The following is an 18,086-nucleotide window of genomic DNA, read 5'->3' on the forward strand; positions in this document are numbered from 1 at the left end:
CCTGCGAAGAATCATCGCGGAGCCGGTCCCTTCCCGGAGGTCCGGTACGTCGCTGACCGGTTCTTGGCGACGTACCGGGTTCCTCTCTAGAGCCGGCGAGCGGGCGCGCAGCGATTGGGCTGCTCCTCGTTCGCCGTTCCACTCCGAGGCCCTGATGCGCGGTTCTCGGTCGGCTCCGCTGCTCTCGTCGTCTTCAGGTGCGCCTGGACGAGGGCGGTGCGGGCCAGTTTCCCGAAGCGGTGAGGCGGGTGCGGCGCCCCGTAAAGGGCAGCCTGGCCGGAGCGCGGGCGCGGTGCTACAACCGCGCTGGTACTCGAAGCCACATCCGGCTCACCTAGGACGCCTGAGGCGTCTCCCAATCCTCACTTATCAAGGAGGCCGTTGTGCTTGGTCCTGTTGTCTTTCCAGCCTTCGAGCAGGCCTATGTGGCAGTACTTGATCACGTCACCAATCAATTCGAGTTCCGCAATGCACCGCGGGGCAACGAGAGTCGCGAGTGCCTAGGGCTGAGTTTCCAGGTCGCCGATCCGCGGGACCGTTTGGCCTATCTGGCGGCCAGGCGGGTCAATCCGATATTCCACTACGCCGAAGCGCTGTGGTACCTGGCCGGCCGCAATGACCTCGACATGATCGCCTACTACGCGCCCAGCAATCGGAGTCATTCCCGCGACGGTGTCTCGATCGTCGGTTCAGCCTACGGATCGCGGATCTTCAACCCGCTCGGCGGCGACATAGTGAGTCCGTTCGACCGGGTGCTCAACCTCTTGCGGACTGAACCCAACTCGAAGCGTGGCGTGTTGCAGATCTTCGGCCGTGACGAGCTCGCGGTCGAGGACAACTCCGACGTTTCGTGTGTAGTCGCGCTGCACCTGTTGGAGCGCGAAGGGCACTTGCACATGGTCTGCTACATGCGCGCCAACGATGTTGACCGCGGGCTGGTGGCCGACGTCTTCTCGTTCACCATGATCCAGGAATTCGCCGCGATACAGCTGGGACTGGAGGTCGGCACCTACACCCACCACATCGGCTCGGCACACATCGGAGAACGCGACTTCGCCCGCGCGCAGCGAACCTTGCACGAGGCCAGCGAACGTGCCCAGCGTCCGGCGTTTGAGGTGCGGGCAATGCCGAAGGACACCACGACCGACACGATCGCGGAGATTCTCAGGCACGAGGCTGCGCTGCGCACCAACGTCCGGCAGTACCCGGCAGACGAGATCGTGGAGATGGGGTTCGATCCCTACTGGCAGCAAGTCCTGCTGATGTTCGAGGCGAAACGCCAACTCGTCCACTGCCCGGCCGACATGGTCGACGACGAGCTGATGAACGCGCTCGATCCGGGATTGCGCTGGCTGATGGCGCGGCGATGGCCGCGCCGCATCGCACCATTCGAGGCGGCGCCGTGAAACAGCCACCTGGACCAGGCGAGTTCGTGCTGGGTGGCGTGGACTGGACCCGCTGGAGCGTCATCTTAGTCAAGCCGGACTGCGTGCGCCGAGACCTGACCGATGCAGTGCTGGAGCGGATCAATTATGAGGTTCCGGTCTTGAGCCGACGTTGGGTCACGGTGGAGGACTGGCAGATCTTTGTTCACTACTGGGACATGTTGGTGAACAAGGACTGGTTCCCCGATCGCGACATCGTCACCTGCCTACGCAACAACTATGTCGGTCAAGAGGTCGTCGTCGCGCTCGCCCATGGCCCAGAAGGCACTGACACACCCGCTCTGGTGCGCTCGCTGCTCGGTCACTTCGACCCGAGCCGGGCCGTTCCAGGCACGATCCGCGCTGATCTTGGCGTGGACTCGCTACGCCTTGCCAGTTCGCAGGGACGACTGATCGACAACCTGATCCACGCATCTGACGACGCCGCGGCTGCATGCCGCGACTTCGGCACCTGGTACGGCGCGAACGCCTGGTCCCTGCTCGACCTAGGAGGTAAGGAATCGTGACGCCAACCGTCGCTCGGCGAACTCTGCCGCTGCTCACCACTGAGCAAATCGCTGGCCTGAAAAAGGAACTCGCGGACACCATTGAGTATCGCAAGTCCGGGCTCTCGCTGAACCACATCATCGGCTGCCCGTTGGACTGTGGCTACTGCGTACGGCACCTGTTCGACAACTTCGAACTCAAGACCCCACGGGCTCTCATGTCAGATCAGGCCGCGGTCGACCGGCTTACCACTCACTCCTACTTCCAGCCGCACATCACCCCGATCCAGATCTTCAATCGCGCCACCGACCCGATGCTGCCGGTGGTGAAGCCGCATACGTTCAACGTGCTGCGCCTGCTCGACGAACGCGGCCTCACCAACCACGTTCTTGTCATCACCCGATGGCGCGTCGACGCCGACGACTGCGCGATCCTGAACAGCTTCACCAACATCAAGCTCACCGTACTTGTGACACATTCAGGAATCAGCGACCCGCGGATCGAGCCGGTCGACTCCCGCATTGCTGCCAGCAGTCTCCACACCCTTTACGACAACGCCGAGCGGTACCGGACTGTCCTGTACTGGCGCCCGATCGTTCCGGGCCTCAACGACAGTGATGACGACATCGATCGCGCACTGGAGCTGTCCGAGCATGCACACGCCACCGTATTCACCGGACTGTTCTTCCGCGACGAGATCGCGGCCTACTACGCCGGCCACGGCATCCCGCTGCCGTACGACGAGACTGCGCGGCGAAAGATCATGCCGGAGATCTCCGAACAGCGAATCCTTGACCGCTTTCACCGCCCGACCGACAGCAAAGCGCCATACGGAGCCCTGTTCCGCAAGACAAGTTGCGCCGTCACTTACGCCCACGGGGAGGCCGACTACAACGGTCACTACGGCATCCGCGAACTCTGCGACATCTGCCCGATGTCGCAACTCGCCATCTGCGCGAATGCCTGGAAGAAGCCCGACCTCGATACCGTGACCTCACAAGCCCGGCTGCTTGGTGCGACCAGCGACCCGGTCATCACAGACCGAGCCGTCATCGTCGAAGGACTGAACGAACCACCGCGGTACTGGCTCCAACATACCCACGGTTATCAGGTCCACGATGTGGCAAAGCCTCATCATCATCGGCGCCATGGGCGAGCCGACATCGGCTGGCGCAAGGCGAAAGAGGAACAGTGAACACGAGCACCTGGCCCGAACTGCTGGTCATCGACGTGGAAGGCAACGGAGCCAACCCGCCCGACCTCGTCGAAGTCGCCGCTCTGCCAATCCGGAACGGCCGGCCCGATACCAGCACAGCCGGAGCCTGGCTCATACGTCCACCGATCGGGGTATCGCCATTCGTGGCCCGGATCCACGGCCTCACCAACGCCGTGCTCGCCAACGAGCCCACCTGGGACACCGTCGCCTCGGACGTTGCCAAGCACCTCGGGGAATCGTGGATCTGCGCCCACAACGCCCACGTCGACTATGGCGTCTTGTCACGGCACCTGCCGAACTGGCGCCCGGCAGGGGTCATCGACACCCTGCGGTTAGCCAGAGCGACCTGGAAAGGCCTGCCGTCGTACAAGCTCGACACGCTCATCGCCCACGCCGAACTCGACCTCACCCGGGCCCCCGCACAACGGCACCGCGCCACCTTCGACGCCTACGCCACCAGCTACCTCTTCCTCGCGCTCGCCGAGCACTATCCGACGTGGGAAGCGCTGATCGCTGCCGCGATCCCACCAGGCCTGCCGGGCGCGCCAGAACCAGAACCTGAGGAAACCTTATGGTGACCACGCCCGTCCATATCGCAGTGACCGGAACTCATTCCACCGGCAAAACGGTACTCATGCGCCGCGCCGAGATGGAACTTCGCGCCATCGGGCTACGGGTAGCTCGCGTTCACGGACTCGGCAAACGCGCTGCAGCGATCGGTCTCCCCAAAATGCAACGCCATACCGCCGCCTCGACCGAGTGGATCATTGCGACGGGTATCGCAGAGGAATTGGCCCACATTGCTGACTCTGACGTGATCCTCTCCGATAGCGCGCCGATCAACGCTCTCGCCTACTACACGGCGGCCCTTGAATTTCGCGGCGAGGTCAGCGAGCCGACAACAATCCAGCGACTCGAACAGCTCGTCGCGAGTCAATCCCCGCGCTACGAGCTCCTGCTTGCCACCGAACTCGACCTAGCTGAGCCGGCGCCCACCACACACGACCACGACCTCCGATACCGTCACCTTGTGGATCGCCATGTCCATGACTGGCTCTTCAGAACCAACTGGCCGCATCAGTTGGTCGCCAACAGCGACGACAGCCGCGACGAGGCGATCGCCCTCATCAAGCGCCGTGTTGCATCATGATCCGCGACACGGTCGGCTGACTGATGCCGTACGCGTCTGCGGGCCGCGTCCGCTGACGTTCTGTCGCAGATACAGCGACACCGCATCGACCCACCTGTGTGAAGTCTTTGAAGTGTGTAACGCCCAATTCTTCTACCGTGGTAGGTCGATGCCTGTCCTCGCGCGCCAACCGCCACCGGCACGCCGGCCTCAGCCAGGCACCCCGCTCCCCTTCTATCTTTCTTCTTTTCCCTGCCTTTTCTCTAGAATAACTTTAAACTTTTTGCCTTTTCTCTGGTTTTTCTGCTTCTTCCCCTCAAGAGCTATTTTGCTGGGAGTTGGCCGGTCCAGACTGCTTTGGCGCCGGCGTCGCCGGTGCGGATTGTTTGGTAGATGACTGCGACGCCGATCACGATGACAGCGGCGCTCACCAGGAGTTCGAGGGGGCGGCTCTTCGTTTCTTTGGCGCCCTTGCCGCTTGCCAGGGCGGTGGGGCCGCTGAGTAGGAGGAACGCAGCGACGGCGACCACCGCGAAGACGATGCAGAAGATGAAGAGCAGGTCCCCGCGATCCTGGTGCACCTTGACCAGCGGGTCCAGCTGCGGCACTGCCTTGACGAACGCCTCGCCGCTCTCCTTGGCGACGAATGCGCAGACCAGGGAAGCGAGTCCGAGCAGCAGCGTCGGCCAGCGGAGCAGCCAGCGCCACTTCGGCACCAGCGCGAACACGATCGCGGTGAGGGCGCCGACCGGCAGCACCAGGACGGTCACGTGGATCACCAGGACGTGGAGTGGAAGGTCCCCGAAGCGCTCGAACATGAAGACTCCTGCAGCTAGGTTGAGCCTGACACTAACTGCACGTTCAACTACCCCAGAAGGTTCAATCCGCGTCGCAACCATCCCGCAACGTTGCCGGACACCTCGGTCACACGCTCCGTGGTCAGGCTAGCCTTCCGCCATGCCCTCGCACACCGACGACTTGCGGCTCGCCCACATTCTTGCCGACGACGCCGACTCCACCACGATGGACCGCTACAAGGCGCTCGACCTGCACGTCGCCACCAAGCCGGACCTCACCCCGGTGAGCGAGTCCGACCGCAAGGTCGAGGACGTGATGCGCAAGACGCTGTCCCGGGCCCGGCCGCGGGACGCCTTCGTCGGCGAGGAGGAGGGCACCACCGGCTGGGGTGTGCGCCGCTGGGTGGTCGACCCGATCGACGGCACCAAGAACTACATCCGCGGCGTACCGGTCTGGGCCACGCTGATCAGCCTGATGATCGAGGACCAGGTCGTCGTCGGTGTCGTCTCGGCGCCCGCGCTCGGCAAGCGCTGGTGGGCCTCGTACGGCGATGGCGCGTGGACCGGTCGCGCTCTGATGTCCGCCCAGCCGTGCCGGGTGAGTGACGTCTCCTCCCTGGAGGACGCGTCACTGTCCTACGCGTCGCTCAAGGGCTGGGACAAGCTCGGCAAGAAGGAGCAGTTCGCCGACCTGATGGACTCCTGCTGGCGCACTCGCGCGTACGGCGACTTCTGGTCCTACATGCTCGTCGCCGAAGGGGCGGTCGACATCGCCGCCGAGCCGGAGCTCAACCTCTACGACATGGCGGCCCTGTCGATCATCGTCGACGAGGCCGGCGGCCGCTTCACCTCGGTCGAAGGTACGCCGGGCCCCAACGGCCCCAACGCCGTCGCCACCAACGGCCGCCTCCACGACGAAGTCCTCAGCCGCCTCGCCTAGAGCACCGGTTCGGTCGAGATGTGCTGGCGAACCGCTGCCGAGAAGTCACGACGCTCCGGCGGCACCTGGTGGTACCAGCCCGCCGCCAGGTCGAAGATCTCCCACAGTTGGCCCAGCTCCGCAGGCTTGGCGCGATAGGGGAAGCCTGGCGCCTGGAACGGAGGAATCCGCAGACCGAATCTCCCCACCGCCAGCAGTTCCGCCGCATCGTCGTACAGGCGCACCTGTCCCGACCCGTCGCTGCGCCCGAGCGCCATCACGAAGTCCTGTACGTCGGCAGTCGCCACATCGCGATATCCCTCGAACCGCATCGGATCACCAGGTACGTCGTAAACCATCAACGACACGATGAACACCGGGTACAGCGGATAGGACCGGTACGCCGGTACCGCCAGGCACTCGCCTGCCTCGACCGCCCTGGCCAGCGCCACCGCCTCCGCAGGCGACGTCCCCTCGAGCTTCACCAGAATCGTCGGCTCGCCCTGCACCGACAGCAGGAAAGGCGTCATCGGCACCAGCGTCCGCGCCATGTCGTCGCAGCTGTAGTAGGTCTCCACGGTCATCGTCCCGGACGTCACGTTGATGTCCGGCACACCCGTTCCGTTCCGCGGCAACCTCAACGCTCCGAGATCGAAGTCCGCCGACCTGGCCACCTGCCCGTGCTTCTTCCGCGAGAAAATCCCCATACTCCCGATCAAACCCGACTCATCCGCTTCCGGGAACCAATAGCAGCTTCCGGCCACTCCTGAAGTCAGGTGTCCGTGGTGCGTTGGAGGCGCCAGACGGAGGGGACGAGGAGGGTGGCGAAGACGATGAGGATGTGCAGCGCCGCGCCGTACAGTTCGACTGCTTTGATGCTGACGACCGCGGCGACGTAGCCGACGCTGAGCTGGCCGGCCGGGCTCGCGATGAACGAGCCGAGCATGTCGTACGACGATACGCGGGACAGCTTGTCGAGCGGGATGTGCTGACCGAGCGCGGTCTCCCAGCCGATCCCGAACATCTCGAAGCCGATCCCGACCACGAAGGCCATCGCGGCCACCGCGATCGTGTTCGGCGCCAGCGCCAGGCAGAGGAAGACCGGCGCGGACAGGAAGACGCCGAGCATCCCGATCCGGAGCGGGTACCGCGGCTTCACCCGGATCATCACGATCCCGCCGGCGATCAGCCCGGCCCCGAAGCAGGCGCTGACGACACCCCAGCCGGCCCGGCCGAAGGTGTCGTTGGCGATCACCGGCCCGAGCGTGTTGTAGCAGGCGCTGAAGATCATGTTCAGCAGCCCGAACGCGACCACGATCACCCAGACCCACTGCCGCGAGACGAACTCCGTCCAGCCGACCCGCAGATCGTGCAGCACCGACGTGCGATCCCGCGGGATCCGCGGAATCCGCAACCGGCTGAGCAATGCAGCGGCCAGGCAGAACGTCACCCCGTCGACCGCCAGCCCGACCCCGGGTCCGGTGAACCCGACGATCACGCCGGCCACCGCTCCCCCGCCGATCAGCGCGACCGACCGCGCGAACCCGGAGACCGCGTTCGCCTGCGGCAGCTCGTCCCGGTCGAGGATGGACGGCAGGATCCCGGTCATCGCGGGCATCACGAACGCCGCCGCGACCCCGTTCACCGCCTCGATCACCGCCAGCTGCCACAACCGCGCATGCCCCGACAGCACCAGCGCCGCCGCGAGCCCCTGGGTCAGCCCGCTGACCGTGTTCGCGACCACCAGCACCAGGTGCCGCGGCAGCCGGTCTGAGATCACCCCACCGATCAGCAGGAAGATCACGTTCGGGATGCTCCGGGCGGCCAGTACGAGGCCGACCGCGCTCGCCTTGTCCGAGACATCGAGGACCGCGAAGACCAGGGCGATCGGTGCGATCGAGGAGCCGAGCAGCGAGACGAAGCGGGCCGAGAGGAAGATGCGGACGTCGCGATGGCGCAGTACGGCGAGGTCCGCGCGCCAGCTCACCCGGTGACCGGGCGTGACGGGCTGAGGCCACGGCTCCGGCGGGCGGGACAAGCGGCGGTCACCATCCGCATTCTGCCAGACCTGCCGCTGCGGCCCGGTTTTCGCTACCTTTGGGTATTGGTTCGATCCTCAGGAGGCTCCATGAAGATCAACGACGTACTGCGTGGCAAGGGCAACCAGGTCGTCACCATCTCCCCGCAAGCCTCGGTCACCGAACTACTCGCTCTGCTGGCGGAGCACAACGTCGGCGCGGTCGTGGTGAGCGCCGACGGGTCGGCCGTTTCGGGCATCGTCTCCGAGCGGGACGTGGTCCGGCTGTTCAATCGCACGCCGGACGCCGGCGACGTCCGGGTCAGCACGATCATGACGGCCGAGGTGCACACCTGTACGCCGGACGACCTGATCGACAACCTGATGCGGCTGATGACGGACCGCCGGATCCGGCACGTCCCGGTCGTCGTGGACGGTGCGCTGGCCGGCATCGTCAGCATCGGCGACGTGGTCAAGACCCGGATCGGCGAGCTGGAGTTCGAGCGCGAGCAACTTTCCAACTACATCTCGGGCTAGATCAAGGTTTAGCTCCCGGCCGGGGTCTACATTCCGTGCATGGAGCCGACACAGCCACCGACCGGACCGGTCGGACAGCCCGGGCCACAGCCAGGCCCGGGCTACCAGCCTGCCCAGGGTCACCCGCAGGGCGGATACCCGCAGCAGAGTGGCGGCTATCCGCCGTATCCGTCCGGTCCGGGCGGCTATCAGCCCTACCCCGGCGGTTACAACAGCAACGAGCCCAGCGGCCCGCGCAAGATGAGCACGCTCGCCGTCCTCGGCTTCATCTTCAGCCTGGTCCTGCTCATCCCGGTCTCCGTCACGCTGTCGATCATCGCGCTGGTCCAGATCCCGAAGAACCACCAGAAAGGCAAGGGCCTGGCGATCGCCGGCCTGGTGATCTGCGGGCTCTGGCTGGCCGGTGCCGTAGTGCTCGCCGCACTAGGCGATGACACCACCGATTCGAAGCGCGACGCCTCGGGCCAGGTGACCACCACCGCGACCACCCGCCCGGACGAGCTCCGGGTCGGCGACTGCGTCTCCAGCCTGAAGGAAGGCTCGGTCAAGAACGTCAAGATCGTCCCTTGCACCGGGCCGAACGGCGGCAAGGTGTTCGCGACCTACGAGATGCCGAAAGGCAAGTGGCCGGGCCTGCCCGCCGTGCAGGCCGCTGCCGAGAAGGGCTGCACAGACCGCTTCGTAGCCTCTCAACAGCAGGCCGATACTCCGTCGGACGTCTTTTACTTCCACCCGATCGAGTCGAGCTGGGCTCTCGGCGACCGCGGCGTCGTCTGCTTCCTCGCACCCCGCTGACGGCGCGAGGCCCGGCGCACCAAGCGCCGGGCCTCGCGTACGTAGTACGGACTATCAGTACCGCGTGACCGCGGCCCAGGCGTCGACTATGCCGTGGCCGTAGAAGCCGTTGAAGTTCCGGCTACCTTCACAGAGCGCGTCGAATTCTGCTGTCCTGCCCTCGTTCAGGTAGCTCACCAGCGGCGGCACAGGACAAGCACGGTGTTGCGCAGAACCCAGTAGGATCTGCTGCACCCGGTCAGGCGACAACCCGAACGAGCCGTGCGGCCCCTTCTTCCCGTACTCGCTGACAATCAGTGCAGCAACACCTGTTGCGTGCGGTGACGCCATCGACGTCCCCTGCAGCCAGTTGTAGTAGCCACAGCCGGTGTAGTCGGTCACCCCGGCAGGACACTGCTTCTGTACGCCGCCCGCAACGCCGGCCGGTGTGATCTCACCAGCCGCGTCCACCAATCCCTGCACCTGCAGGGCGTTCACCGGGTAGGTCGAGAGGATCTCGTTCTGGACGGTCCGGAACTGCGGCGTACCGAAGTAGTCGCGGAAGTAGCCACCCGGTGCCGACACCTCGGTCTGCTCGAGACCGTAGTTGGAGTAGTCGGACTTCTTGCCGGACGGACCGAGCGCGGAGACGCCGATGACGTGCGGGCCCTCGACCGGCAGGTCCAGGCAGCTCGAGTTGTCGATCGTCCGCGGGTACGCCGTACCGGCAGGGAAGTCAGGACTGCTGATGTCCGGCCTCGGCTTGCCCAGGTCCTCGTGGTTGTTGCCGAGAGCAGCGACCATGGTGACGCCCTTGCTGTACGCGTAGTTCAGGGCACGACGCATCGTGTCGATGGTGGTCCGCTGCTCCAGCTGCGCTTCCGGAGTATCGGCCGGGTTGTTCGTGCAGTTGTAGAGCCACGGGTCGACGTAGAAGGACATGTTCACCACGTCCAGGCCGACATCACCCGCGTAGGTAAGCGCGTCAGCCACCGGGCCGAGGAACACGAACCCGCTGTCCTGCCCACCCCGGATCTCGACCAGCGTGACGCCCGGAGCGACCCCGGAGACACCGAGCCCGTTCGCGGCCGCGCCGATCGTGCCGGCCACGTGCGTCCCGTGCCCGCTGTCGTCCCAGCCGACCGGGTCGACACACCCGCGGAACTCACACGCGCCGTCGATCTCGGGCAGGTCGGGTGCGAAGTTGCGCGACAGGCTCCAGTCGAAGTTCGGCGCGATGTCCGGGTTGCGGGCGTCGACGCCGGAGTCGAGGATCCCGACCTTGACCGCCTTCTTGCCCGGCTGCACCGTCCGGGCCAGATCGGAGCGCACCATCCGCAGCCCCCAGAGCTGGGCGTCGAGCGGATCCATGCCGGTGGCAACGGACGTGGCGGCCTTCGGGGTGACGGCAGTTGCGCCGAGATGCTCCTGCTCGACCACGTTCGGCTTGGTCTGCGGGATCTTCCCGATCACCTGGCTGCGCGCCGCGCCCTCGATGGACGCGGCCTGCGAGACCCGGAGACTGAACCCGGTGCCCGCGGCCCGCACGGTCATCGTGCCGAGGTTGCGGTTCTCCTTCACCACCTGGCCACCGGCCGCCCGTACCGCGGCCAGCGCCTGCGCATGATCAGCGCCGGCCTTCACCAGTACCAAGTACTCCGTGTTTCCCCCGGCCACGGTGGTCGCACCGGCCCCGGCCTGCACCGGAACGGCGAGTGCGGTGGCAACGAGCGCCAGCGCACCTGATGCCGCATACAACGATCTGCGGATGTCTCTCACGAGCGGATCCCCTCCCTGGAGTGAGCCTGACGCGGCACACGCTAAACCTCGCTTGCACCCGCCAGAAGGCCGCCGACGTTGTCAGAAATCTCAATCAAACAACTGCTCTCGAACCGGGCCTGTCCGGCTCGGGCGCGTTGGGCGTACGGTCGGTGACTATGAGCGAGCTGGCTGTGCGAGGACGTGCGGTCGTGCTGGTCCGAAAGCTGGATCCAGGGACGATCACGCTGGCCGTGGCTGTGCTGGGGGCCGTTGCCACGACCATCCTGGTAGTCGGCCCGGAGCACCTTCTCGGCTATCAGAGTGCGGCCTGGCACCTGGTGCTGGAGACCGTCGACGCCTGTATCGCGCTCCTGCTCGCCTACCTCGTCTACGGCCGGTTCCGGCGCGCGAGTCGCTGGCAGGACCTGCTGTTGCTGCAGGGGCTCGTGCTGCTCGGCACCGCGAACATCCTGCTCCTGCTGTCCCTGATCCAGGGAGGTAGGTCCGGAGTGCTGGACATCTGGCTGCCGGCCGCCTTGCGAGTGCTGGGAACGGTGGTGTTCGCCGCGGCGGCGTTGCTACCGGATCGCGTGGCAGGCTGGGCCGGCTGGCAGCTGTGGGCCTTCGCGCCCGTCGTCGCAGCAGTGACGCTGCTGACGATCGGCCTGGATTCTCAGGCGGATCACCTGCCCCGGCCGGGCGAGCTCGAGGTCCCCGGCGAGGGGATGCCGTCGTCGACTAACGGTCATCCCGGACTGCTCGCCGCCCAGCTGCTGACGCTGGCCTGCTTCAGCCTCGCGGCGGCGGCGTTCGCAGTACAGGCTCGTCGACGCGACGATGTGCTGCTGCGCTGGCTCGGGCCTGCCTTTGCACTCGGGGCCCTTGCCCGCTTGAACTATCTGCTGTTTCCCTCCAGACAACCCGACTGGTTGTACACCGGTGACGTCCTGAGAACCGGCTGCTATTTCTTGCTGCTGATCGGAGCGGGGCGCGAGATCAGCAAGTACTGGTCGTCCCGGACCCGGACCGCCGTGACGGAGGATCGGCGCAGGATGGCGCGCGAGCTGCACGACGGCGTACTGCAGGAGCTGGCCTACATCCGGTCGGAGGCCGCGGCCTTCTCGACGGTCGACGAGCTGCGGGTGAACCGGATCCAGGCCGCCAGCGAGCGGGCGATGGACGAGGCGAGAGAGTTGGTCGAAACCCTCAGCCGGCCGGGCGACGAGCGGCTCGGGTCGGTACTGCGCCGCGCCGTCGAGCCGATCGCCGAACGGCACGACGTGATCCTGGAACTCGACCTGGACGACACGGTCGCCGTCGGTCCGGCCCAGAGCCACGCGCTGGTACGGATAGCGCGGGAGGCTGTCCTGAACGGCGCACAGCACGGCCGGGCCGAACGGGTGAAGGTGCAGCTCGGCCGGAACTCCCTGACGGTGGCGGACGACGGCCAGGGCTTCGATCCCGTACTACGGACGCCCGGGCGCGGCTTCGGACTGGTCAGCATGCGTGAACGCGCCGAAGGGTTGCCCGGCACATTCGACCTGGACTCGCAGCCGGGCCACGGAACCACGGTGACGGTCAGATGGTGAGCCGGATCGTCATCGCCGACGACCACCCCCAGCTCCGGGCGCGGATCCGGGAGGCCTTGGAGGCAGGCGGTTTCGAGGTCTGCGCCGAAGCCGCCACCGGTACGGCGGCCGTGCGGCTGGCGCAGGAACACCGACCGGACATCGTTCTGCTCGACATTCACATGCCGGGCAGCGGGATCCGTGCGGCCGGTGAGATCACCAGGCTGCTGCCGGAGATCGCGGTGGTGATGCTCACCGTGTCGCGGGAGGACGCGGACCTGTTCGCGTCCCTGCAGGCCGGCGCATCGGGCTATCTGCTGAAGGACACGGATCCGGCGCGGTTGCCGGCGGCCCTGCACGGCGTACTTTCCGGGGAAGCGGCGATTCCGCGGACGTTGGTCGCCCGCATCCTCGACGAGTTCCGGGCGCCGGGCCGGTCGCGGCTCGGCCGGAAGACGAAGATCGCCGCCCGGTTGACGTCGCGCGAGTGGGAAGTGATGGAACTGCTCGGCGAGGGCCTCAGCACCGACGACGTCGCGAAGCGCTTGTTCCTGTCACCGACCACCGTGCGGGTGCACATCTCGTCGGTGCTGCGCAAGCTCCGGGTGAAGGATCGCCAGGCAGCGATCGATCTCCTGCGTGACGACCGTTCGTGAGGGCGGTCCCCCTGTTCGCCGCCCTCACGTTCAGTCGTTTCCCCCGTAGCACCGCCCCCCGTTCGGCAGAGCTCCCCCGCCCCGTTCGGCAGAGCTACGATCCGGCCTGGTGACCTGCCAGGCCCAGGCAGTCAGGACTGCAGCCGGGAGCTCCCGGCGCCATCGCGACCGAACCGGTGCCGTCGAACGGGTCGGCGACCTCGTGCGCGTGCGCGATGCCGGCGAAGGTGAGTGCGCCGGCCATGGCGACCGCGGCTGCTACCGCCATCCGCCATGGCACGAACTGCGCCCTGTCCTGCATGTCCTGCCCCCCTTCTGATGCACACCCCTCCGCGTGCATCCGATGGCGGTAACGCTAGGTAACAACGGCTCCGCCGACCAGGGACAACGGGGCTCTTGAGCGTTCAAATACCTAAACGCTCAGCCCGCGGCGAACGGGCATGGGGTGGGCTCGTGGCAGCACGTAGGGTGGCGACATGCCGCTGAACTATCCCCTTGCCGAGCAGACGCTGGACAACGGTCTGCGCGTGATCGTCAGCTCCGACAAGGCCGTGCCGATCGTCGCCGTGAACCTCTGGTACGACGTGGGGTCGCGGCACGAGCCACCCGGCCTGACCGGGTTCGCGCACCTCTTCGAGCACCTGATGTTCCAGGGTTCGCGCAACGTCGAGTCGGGCCAGCACTTCAGCCTGCTGGAGACCGCCGGCGCGAGCCTGAACGCGAGCACCTTCTTCGACCGCACCAACTACTTCGAGTCGCTGCCCAGCGGCGGCCTCGACCTGGCGCTCTGGCTCGAGGCCGACCGGATGGGCTACCTGCTCGACGCAGTCAACCAGGAGAACCTGGACAACCAGCGCGACGTCGTGAAGGAAGAGAAGCGGCAGAGCTACGACAACCGCCCGTACGGCGACTCGTACGAGCGACTCGTCCGTCTGCTGTTCCCGGCCGGCCACCCGTACGCGCACATGACGATCGGCTCGATGGAGGACCTGGACGCGGCATCCGTCGAGGACGTCCACGCGTTCTTCCGCAAGTACTACGGCCCCAACAACGCAGTACTGACGATCGTCGGCGACGTCTCCGAGTCGGACGCGTTCGACGCCGCCAAGCGCTACTTCGGCCACCTGCCGGCGATCCCGACGCCGCCACCGGCTCCGGACGGCACGATCGGCCCGCTGACCGAGATCCTGCGGGACGACGTCGTCGAGGACGTCCCCTCCGACCTGATCACGATGATGTTCCGGCTCCCGGTCGACGGGACGCCCGAGCTGGACGCCGCCGCGCTCGCGCTCGACGTCCTGGCCGCCGGGCAGAGCGGCCGGCTCAACCGCCGGCTGGTCCGCGACGAGCAGATCGCCCAGTCGGTCTCGGGCGGCGCGCTGCCGCTGATCGGCGGGGTCTCGTTCGGCACGCTGACCGGGATCGCCTCGGACGGCGTCGACCTGCAGAAGGTCGAGGACGCGCTGGTCGAGGAGATCGAGAAGCTCGCCTCGGATGGTGTCACCTCCGAAGAGCTGGCGACCGTCCAGGCGCAGAACGAGCGCGACTGGCTCGAGCAGCTCGCGACCTGCTCCGGCCGCGCCGACGAGATCTCGCACCACGCCTTGCTGTTCGGCGACCCGAACCGCATCAACACCCGGATCGACCAGATCCGCGCAGTCACCGCCGAGCAGGTGCAGGAGGTCGCCGCGCAGTGGATCCGCGCCGCCGGCCGCGCCCAGGTGACCTACCGCCGCAGCACCACGGGAGAGCAGGAATGACGAGCCAGGCCCTGACCACACCGCCCTCCGTCGCGCCGCCGCGGCCTTGGAAGTTCCCGCTGTCGACCACCACGACGACCCGCGCAGGGACACCGGTGCACGTGTTCGACCGGCCCGGTCAGTACGTCGCGACCGTGCGGGTCACGATCGCGCTGCCGCTGTTCGCCGAGCCGCGTGAGCTGGAAGGTGTGGCGACGATCATGTCGCGCACGCTCGACGAGGGCACCGAGCTGCGGTCGGCGAACGAGTTCGCTGCCGCACTGGAGCGGCACGGCGCGGCGTACGGGGTGGATGTCAGCTCCGACGCGCTGCACGTCGAGATCTCGGTGCCGACCTCGCAGCTGGCCCCGGCCGTGAAGCTGCTCGCCGAAGCCATCACCCGGCCGGCCTTCAACGCCGCCGATGTCGGCCGGCACGTGACGATCCGGCTCGGCGAGATCAACCAGGAACGCGCGAACGCGGGCTACCGGGCGCGCGAGGCGTTCGCGGCGCAGCTCTTCGATTCCTCCGTACGCCGTTCGCGGCCGACCGCGGGGACGCCGGACACGATCCGGCCGCTGACCAACGTTCAGGTGGCTTCTTTCTACCGGGAGAACATCGGTCCCGCCCGGGCGCAGATCCTGTTCGCGGGTGACGCGACCGGGGTCGATGTCGCTTCGATCGTCGACGACGCCTTTGGGGACTGGACTTCTTCGGCGGGGCCGGCATTGGAGGTCCCGGAGCCGCAGTACGTGCTCGGCGACCGCGTCGTACTGGTGAACCGGCCTGGGTCGGTGCAGAGCCAGTTGCTGATCGGCTGCCCCGGTCCGGATCGTCGCGAGGACATCTGGGGTGCTGCCGCCGTCGCGAACCACGTGGTCGGCGGGACCATCACCTCGCGCGTGGACACCGTGCTGCGTGAGGAGAAGGGGTACACGTACGGCACGCGTACCAGCTTCAACGCGCCCAGCAAGGGCGGCACGTTCACGCTCGGCGGCTCGGTCCGGACCGAGGTGACCGGCGCGGCGATCACCGACGCGCTCCGGATCCTCCGCGAGGCCCGCGACGGCCTCACCGACCGCGAGGTCCAGGAGGCGCAGGACAGCCTGATCCGCACCGCTCCGCTGCGTTACGAGCAGGCCGACTCGATCGCCCAGCAGGTCGGCAGCAACATCGCCGTCGGCGTACCGCTCGACTTCGCCGACACCTACCTCGCCCAGATCGCCGCCACCACCGCGGAGGTCGCGACCGAGGCCTACAACCGCTACGTCGGAAACAACGGCCTCCTCGTCATCGTCGTAGGCGAAGCCAAGGACGTCCGCGCCCAGCTCACCGACCTGGACATGGGCGACATCATCGAGCTGAGCTGAAACCCTCTCTGCTCGGGCTCACCCTTGGGCCCGAGCAGAGAGAGTCACCATCTCCGACCAGGACCACATCCCGTACGGCGTACTGCGGGACAACTCCGATGCGACCGTCGCCCTGGTTCTCGGCCTGGTCGGCCTCACCACCTCCATCCTTCTCTTCGGCGCCGCCATCTAGTGATCCCGAGCTCTGGGCTGGGTAGCTTTCGAGGCGTCATGACCAGGTGGCGGTTTCGGGGTTGGTGCCGTGGGCTTGGGCGTTGGCGTTGATGAGGTCCCGGAGCCATGCGGCCAGGCCCGGCTCCAGGGTGTCGTAGTGGGTGGTGAAGCCGGGGTCGGCAGCGTATTTGCGGCCCAGGCAGACGTGCATGGAATGGCTGCATTCGAAGTACGCGGCCATCGACTCGCGGTGGCGCTCGGCCAGTGCGTTGCCTTCGGGGCTACCGGCAACTACTCCTGCGCGCTTCGCCGTAGCCAGGTCGTCGTTGAGGGCCGAGACCTGCTCGGAGATCCGGGACCAGTCGTCAGCTGTGCGCGTTGCCGAGCGTTCGGCGTACTGGGCCCATTGATCTGTGTCGCCCCAGCGTTCGCGGGCCTCGGCGACCCACGACGGCTGCCAGTTGGTGCCGAAGATCTTGACCTGCTCTTCCGCGGAGAGCAACAGACCCGCGTTCTTGGCTTCGATCAGACGGTCGACGGCCGTGACCATCTTCTGCAGCCGGGAGATGCGTTCGACGAGTTGTTCGCGTTGCCGGAGCAGCGGTTCGGTGGCCGGGGCATCGAGGAGTTCGCCGATGCTCTCGAGTGGCAGGCCGAGTTCGCGATAGACGAGCACTCGGTGGATGCGGGCGATATCGCCGGCCGAGTAGACCCGGTAGCCGCCGAAGGTGCGGTCGGACGGGCAGACAAGCCCGATCGAATCCCAGTGGTGCAGCGTGCGAACAGTCACGCCGACCAGCGACGACGCCGCCCCGACAGTCAGTCCATCGCCACCCGCCATGAACTCCAGTCTGCCAGCCGCCTCTCTCACGCCTGCGGAGCCTCGATCCCCAGGGCAGCAAGCCCTTTCGCTTCCGGGCTGCTGTGATCGAAGGGCCGAGCGGCCGTCAGGACGACGCGCACTTTCTCGGGCGTGACAACCTCCGCGTCCACGGTGTTCCAAGGCGTCTGCTTCGGACCCTCAACGCATCCCGGCAACAGTTCTTCACAGGCAGCCACGATCTCGTCGACCTGACTCAGCACGCACGCGAAACTGACACTCGGCGCCGGCACCTCGACCGCCTGCTCCCCCGCCACCAGCAACACATCCTGAAAGGCCCACCGGCGAAGATGCGTCAGCCGTCCCGGCACGGAGAACAGATCGATGAACCCCAGCCCCCGGATCCAGAAATCGGCAGACACCGCCAGGTCCGCAGTCGGCACCGTGACGAACATCGGCATCCCGTAGATGCCGCGATAGATCTCGGGTGCCACCGCATCGACCGCGGGCACCGGAACAGGACTCATCTCGAACGCAGAGAAGTAATCAGGCATGCCCTCACCCTGAGCCCTCACCCGACGTCAGGGTCAACTCCAATAGCCAACGCAAGGTCGCGGGCGCGGGGGGATAGGCCGGGCGCCCCCCCCGCCGGCAATCCCGGTGTGTGGGCGCCCCCGGGGGCGGGGCCCCCGCGGTTTT

At 66.7% G+C, this 18,086-nt stretch carries 19 protein-coding genes; 12 read left to right on the forward strand and 7 right to left on the reverse strand.

Annotated elements, in window-relative coordinates; all coding sequences use genetic code 11:
* Positions 1–383: 383 nt before the first annotated feature.
* The 5 genes from ABZ004_RS34160 to ABZ004_RS34180 are packed head-to-tail and all read left to right on the forward strand — an operon-like array spanning position 384 to position 4,297.
* On the forward strand, positions 384–1,406 hold the full coding sequence (locus ABZ004_RS34160) for a thymidylate synthase (protein WP_355685508.1): 1,023 nt from the start codon (positions 384–386) through the stop codon (positions 1,404–1,406).
* Positions 1,367–1,951, forward strand: coding sequence for a nucleoside-diphosphate kinase (locus tag ABZ004_RS34165; protein WP_355685510.1), 585 nt, complete (start codon positions 1,367–1,369; stop codon positions 1,949–1,951). Before ABZ004_RS34160 ends, ABZ004_RS34165 begins: the two co-directional genes overlap by 40 nt.
* Positions 1,948–3,126, forward strand: coding sequence for a hypothetical protein (locus tag ABZ004_RS34170; protein ID WP_355685512.1), 1,179 nt, complete (start codon positions 1,948–1,950; stop codon positions 3,124–3,126). Before ABZ004_RS34165 ends, ABZ004_RS34170 begins: the two co-directional genes overlap by 4 nt.
* Positions 3,123–3,725 carry a 3'-5' exonuclease gene (locus ABZ004_RS34175; RefSeq protein WP_355685513.1) on the forward strand — a complete coding sequence of 201 codons (603 nt, stop codon included), beginning with the start codon at positions 3,123–3,125 and terminating at the stop codon, positions 3,723–3,725. Before ABZ004_RS34170 ends, ABZ004_RS34175 begins: the two co-directional genes overlap by 4 nt.
* Positions 3,719–4,297, forward strand: coding sequence for an AAA family ATPase (locus tag ABZ004_RS34180; RefSeq protein WP_355685515.1), 579 nt, complete (start codon positions 3,719–3,721; stop codon positions 4,295–4,297). Before ABZ004_RS34175 ends, ABZ004_RS34180 begins: the two co-directional genes overlap by 7 nt.
* A gap of 302 nt (positions 4,298–4,599) precedes the next feature.
* On the opposite strand, the gene ABZ004_RS34185 is transcribed toward ABZ004_RS34180, so the two are convergent.
* Positions 4,600–5,094, reverse strand: coding sequence for a DUF2231 domain-containing protein (locus ABZ004_RS34185; RefSeq protein ID WP_355685517.1), 495 nt, complete (start codon positions 5,092–5,094; stop codon positions 4,600–4,602).
* Between the two features lie 139 nt (positions 5,095–5,233).
* Between ABZ004_RS34185 and hisN the strand changes: the two genes are divergently transcribed.
* Positions 5,234–6,013, forward strand: a complete 780-nt coding sequence (hisN, locus tag ABZ004_RS34190) for a histidinol-phosphatase (RefSeq protein WP_355685519.1) — start codon at positions 5,234–5,236, stop codon at positions 6,011–6,013.
* Here the strand turns inward: hisN and ABZ004_RS34195 are convergent.
* Both ABZ004_RS34195 and ABZ004_RS34200 read right to left on the reverse strand, forming a co-directional pair.
* Positions 6,010–6,699: a hypothetical protein gene (locus tag ABZ004_RS34195; RefSeq protein ID WP_355685521.1), complete on the reverse strand. Its 690-nt coding sequence runs from the start codon at positions 6,697–6,699 to the stop codon at positions 6,010–6,012. The genes hisN and ABZ004_RS34195 overlap by 4 nt on opposite strands.
* Before the next feature lie 65 nt (positions 6,700–6,764).
* Complete coding sequence (locus tag ABZ004_RS34200; RefSeq protein ID WP_355685523.1) at positions 6,765–7,979, reverse strand: MFS transporter; 1,215 nt, start codon at positions 7,977–7,979, stop codon at positions 6,765–6,767.
* Positions 7,980–8,120: 141 nt separating this feature from the next.
* Between ABZ004_RS34200 and ABZ004_RS34205 the strand changes: the two genes are divergently transcribed.
* Complete coding sequence (locus ABZ004_RS34205; protein ID WP_355685525.1) at positions 8,121–8,546, forward strand: CBS domain-containing protein; 426 nt, start codon at positions 8,121–8,123, stop codon at positions 8,544–8,546.
* A 39-nt stretch (positions 8,547–8,585) separates the two neighbouring features.
* Positions 8,586–9,341, forward strand: coding sequence for a septum formation family protein (locus ABZ004_RS34210; protein ID WP_355685526.1), 756 nt, complete (start codon positions 8,586–8,588; stop codon positions 9,339–9,341).
* Between the two features lie 54 nt (positions 9,342–9,395).
* Here the strand turns inward: ABZ004_RS34210 and ABZ004_RS34215 are convergent, their stop codons facing one another.
* Complete coding sequence (locus tag ABZ004_RS34215; protein ID WP_355685528.1) at positions 9,396–11,099, reverse strand: S8 family serine peptidase; 1,704 nt, start codon at positions 11,097–11,099, stop codon at positions 9,396–9,398.
* 158 nt (positions 11,100–11,257) lie between these two features.
* On the opposite strand from ABZ004_RS34215, the gene ABZ004_RS34220 reads away from it, so the two are divergent.
* Together ABZ004_RS34220 and ABZ004_RS34225 are read left to right on the forward strand one after the other, a co-directional pair.
* A complete protein-coding gene (locus tag ABZ004_RS34220) occupies positions 11,258–12,670 on the forward strand; it encodes a sensor histidine kinase (RefSeq protein ID WP_355685530.1) in 1,413 nt (470 codons plus the stop codon).
* A complete protein-coding gene (locus ABZ004_RS34225) occupies positions 12,667–13,305 on the forward strand; it encodes a response regulator transcription factor (RefSeq protein WP_355685531.1) in 639 nt (212 codons plus the stop codon). Before ABZ004_RS34220 ends, ABZ004_RS34225 begins: the two co-directional genes overlap by 4 nt.
* Before the next feature lie 94 nt (positions 13,306–13,399).
* Here the strand turns inward: ABZ004_RS34225 and ABZ004_RS34230 are convergent, their stop codons facing one another.
* Positions 13,400–13,606 carry a hypothetical protein gene (locus tag ABZ004_RS34230; protein WP_355685533.1) on the reverse strand — a complete coding sequence of 69 codons (207 nt, stop codon included), beginning with the start codon at positions 13,604–13,606 and terminating at the stop codon, positions 13,400–13,402.
* 175 nt (positions 13,607–13,781) lie between these two features.
* Here ABZ004_RS34230 and ABZ004_RS34235 point away from each other — a divergent pair, with 175 nt between their 5' ends.
* Positions 13,782–15,065, forward strand: coding sequence for a pitrilysin family protein (locus ABZ004_RS34235; RefSeq protein WP_355685535.1), 1,284 nt, complete (start codon positions 13,782–13,784; stop codon positions 15,063–15,065).
* Positions 15,062–16,414 carry a pitrilysin family protein gene (locus ABZ004_RS34240; protein WP_355685536.1) on the forward strand — a complete coding sequence of 451 codons (1,353 nt, stop codon included), beginning with the start codon at positions 15,062–15,064 and terminating at the stop codon, positions 16,412–16,414. The genes ABZ004_RS34235 and ABZ004_RS34240 overlap by 4 nt, the downstream gene beginning before the upstream one ends.
* 208 nt (positions 16,415–16,622) lie before the next feature.
* Here ABZ004_RS34240 and ABZ004_RS34245 read toward each other — a convergent pair whose 3' ends face one another.
* Complete coding sequence (locus ABZ004_RS34245) at positions 16,623–17,408, reverse strand: MerR family transcriptional regulator (RefSeq protein ID WP_355685538.1); 786 nt, start codon at positions 17,406–17,408, stop codon at positions 16,623–16,625.
* Between the two features lie 26 nt (positions 17,409–17,434).
* Entirely contained in the window at positions 17,435–17,941 is a 507-nt protein-coding gene (locus ABZ004_RS34250) for a VOC family protein (protein ID WP_355685539.1), read from the reverse strand.
* Between the last annotated feature and the right edge of the window lie 145 nt (positions 17,942–18,086).

The sequence above is a fragment of the Kribbella sp. NPDC006257 genome, assembly GCF_040613535.1.
Taxonomy (GTDB): domain Bacteria; phylum Actinomycetota; class Actinomycetes; order Propionibacteriales; family Kribbellaceae; genus Kribbella.

What these genes read in the sequence shown, in the direction of transcription:
- ABZ004_RS34165 (WP_355685510.1), top strand. Translation starts at nt 1,367, where the DNA reads ATGGCCGCGCCGCATCGCACCATTCGAGGCGGCGCCGTGAAACAGCCA.
- ABZ004_RS34180 (WP_355685515.1), top strand. Translation starts at nt 3,719, where the DNA reads ATGGTGACCACGCCCGTCCATATCGCAGTGACCGGAACTCATTCCACC.
- ABZ004_RS34185 (WP_355685517.1), bottom strand. Translation starts at nt 5,094, where the DNA reads ATGTTCGAGCGCTTCGGGGACCTTCCACTCCACGTCCTGGTGATCCAC.
- hisN (WP_355685519.1), top strand. Translation starts at nt 5,234, where the DNA reads ATGCCCTCGCACACCGACGACTTGCGGCTCGCCCACATTCTTGCCGAC.
- ABZ004_RS34195 (WP_355685521.1), bottom strand. Translation starts at nt 6,699, where the DNA reads ATGGGGATTTTCTCGCGGAAGAAGCACGGGCAGGTGGCCAGGTCGGCG.
- ABZ004_RS34205 (WP_355685525.1), top strand. Translation starts at nt 8,121, where the DNA reads ATGAAGATCAACGACGTACTGCGTGGCAAGGGCAACCAGGTCGTCACC.
- ABZ004_RS34210 (WP_355685526.1), top strand. Translation starts at nt 8,586, where the DNA reads ATGGAGCCGACACAGCCACCGACCGGACCGGTCGGACAGCCCGGGCCA.
- ABZ004_RS34220 (WP_355685530.1), top strand. Translation starts at nt 11,258, where the DNA reads ATGAGCGAGCTGGCTGTGCGAGGACGTGCGGTCGTGCTGGTCCGAAAG.
- ABZ004_RS34230 (WP_355685533.1), bottom strand. Translation starts at nt 13,606, where the DNA reads ATGCAGGACAGGGCGCAGTTCGTGCCATGGCGGATGGCGGTAGCAGCC.
- ABZ004_RS34235 (WP_355685535.1), top strand. Translation starts at nt 13,782, where the DNA reads ATGCCGCTGAACTATCCCCTTGCCGAGCAGACGCTGGACAACGGTCTG.
- ABZ004_RS34240 (WP_355685536.1), top strand. Translation starts at nt 15,062, where the DNA reads ATGACGAGCCAGGCCCTGACCACACCGCCCTCCGTCGCGCCGCCGCGG.
- ABZ004_RS34245 (WP_355685538.1), bottom strand. Translation starts at nt 17,408, where the DNA reads ATGGCGGGTGGCGATGGACTGACTGTCGGGGCGGCGTCGTCGCTGGTC.
- ABZ004_RS34250 (WP_355685539.1), bottom strand. Translation starts at nt 17,941, where the DNA reads ATGCCTGATTACTTCTCTGCGTTCGAGATGAGTCCTGTTCCGGTGCCC.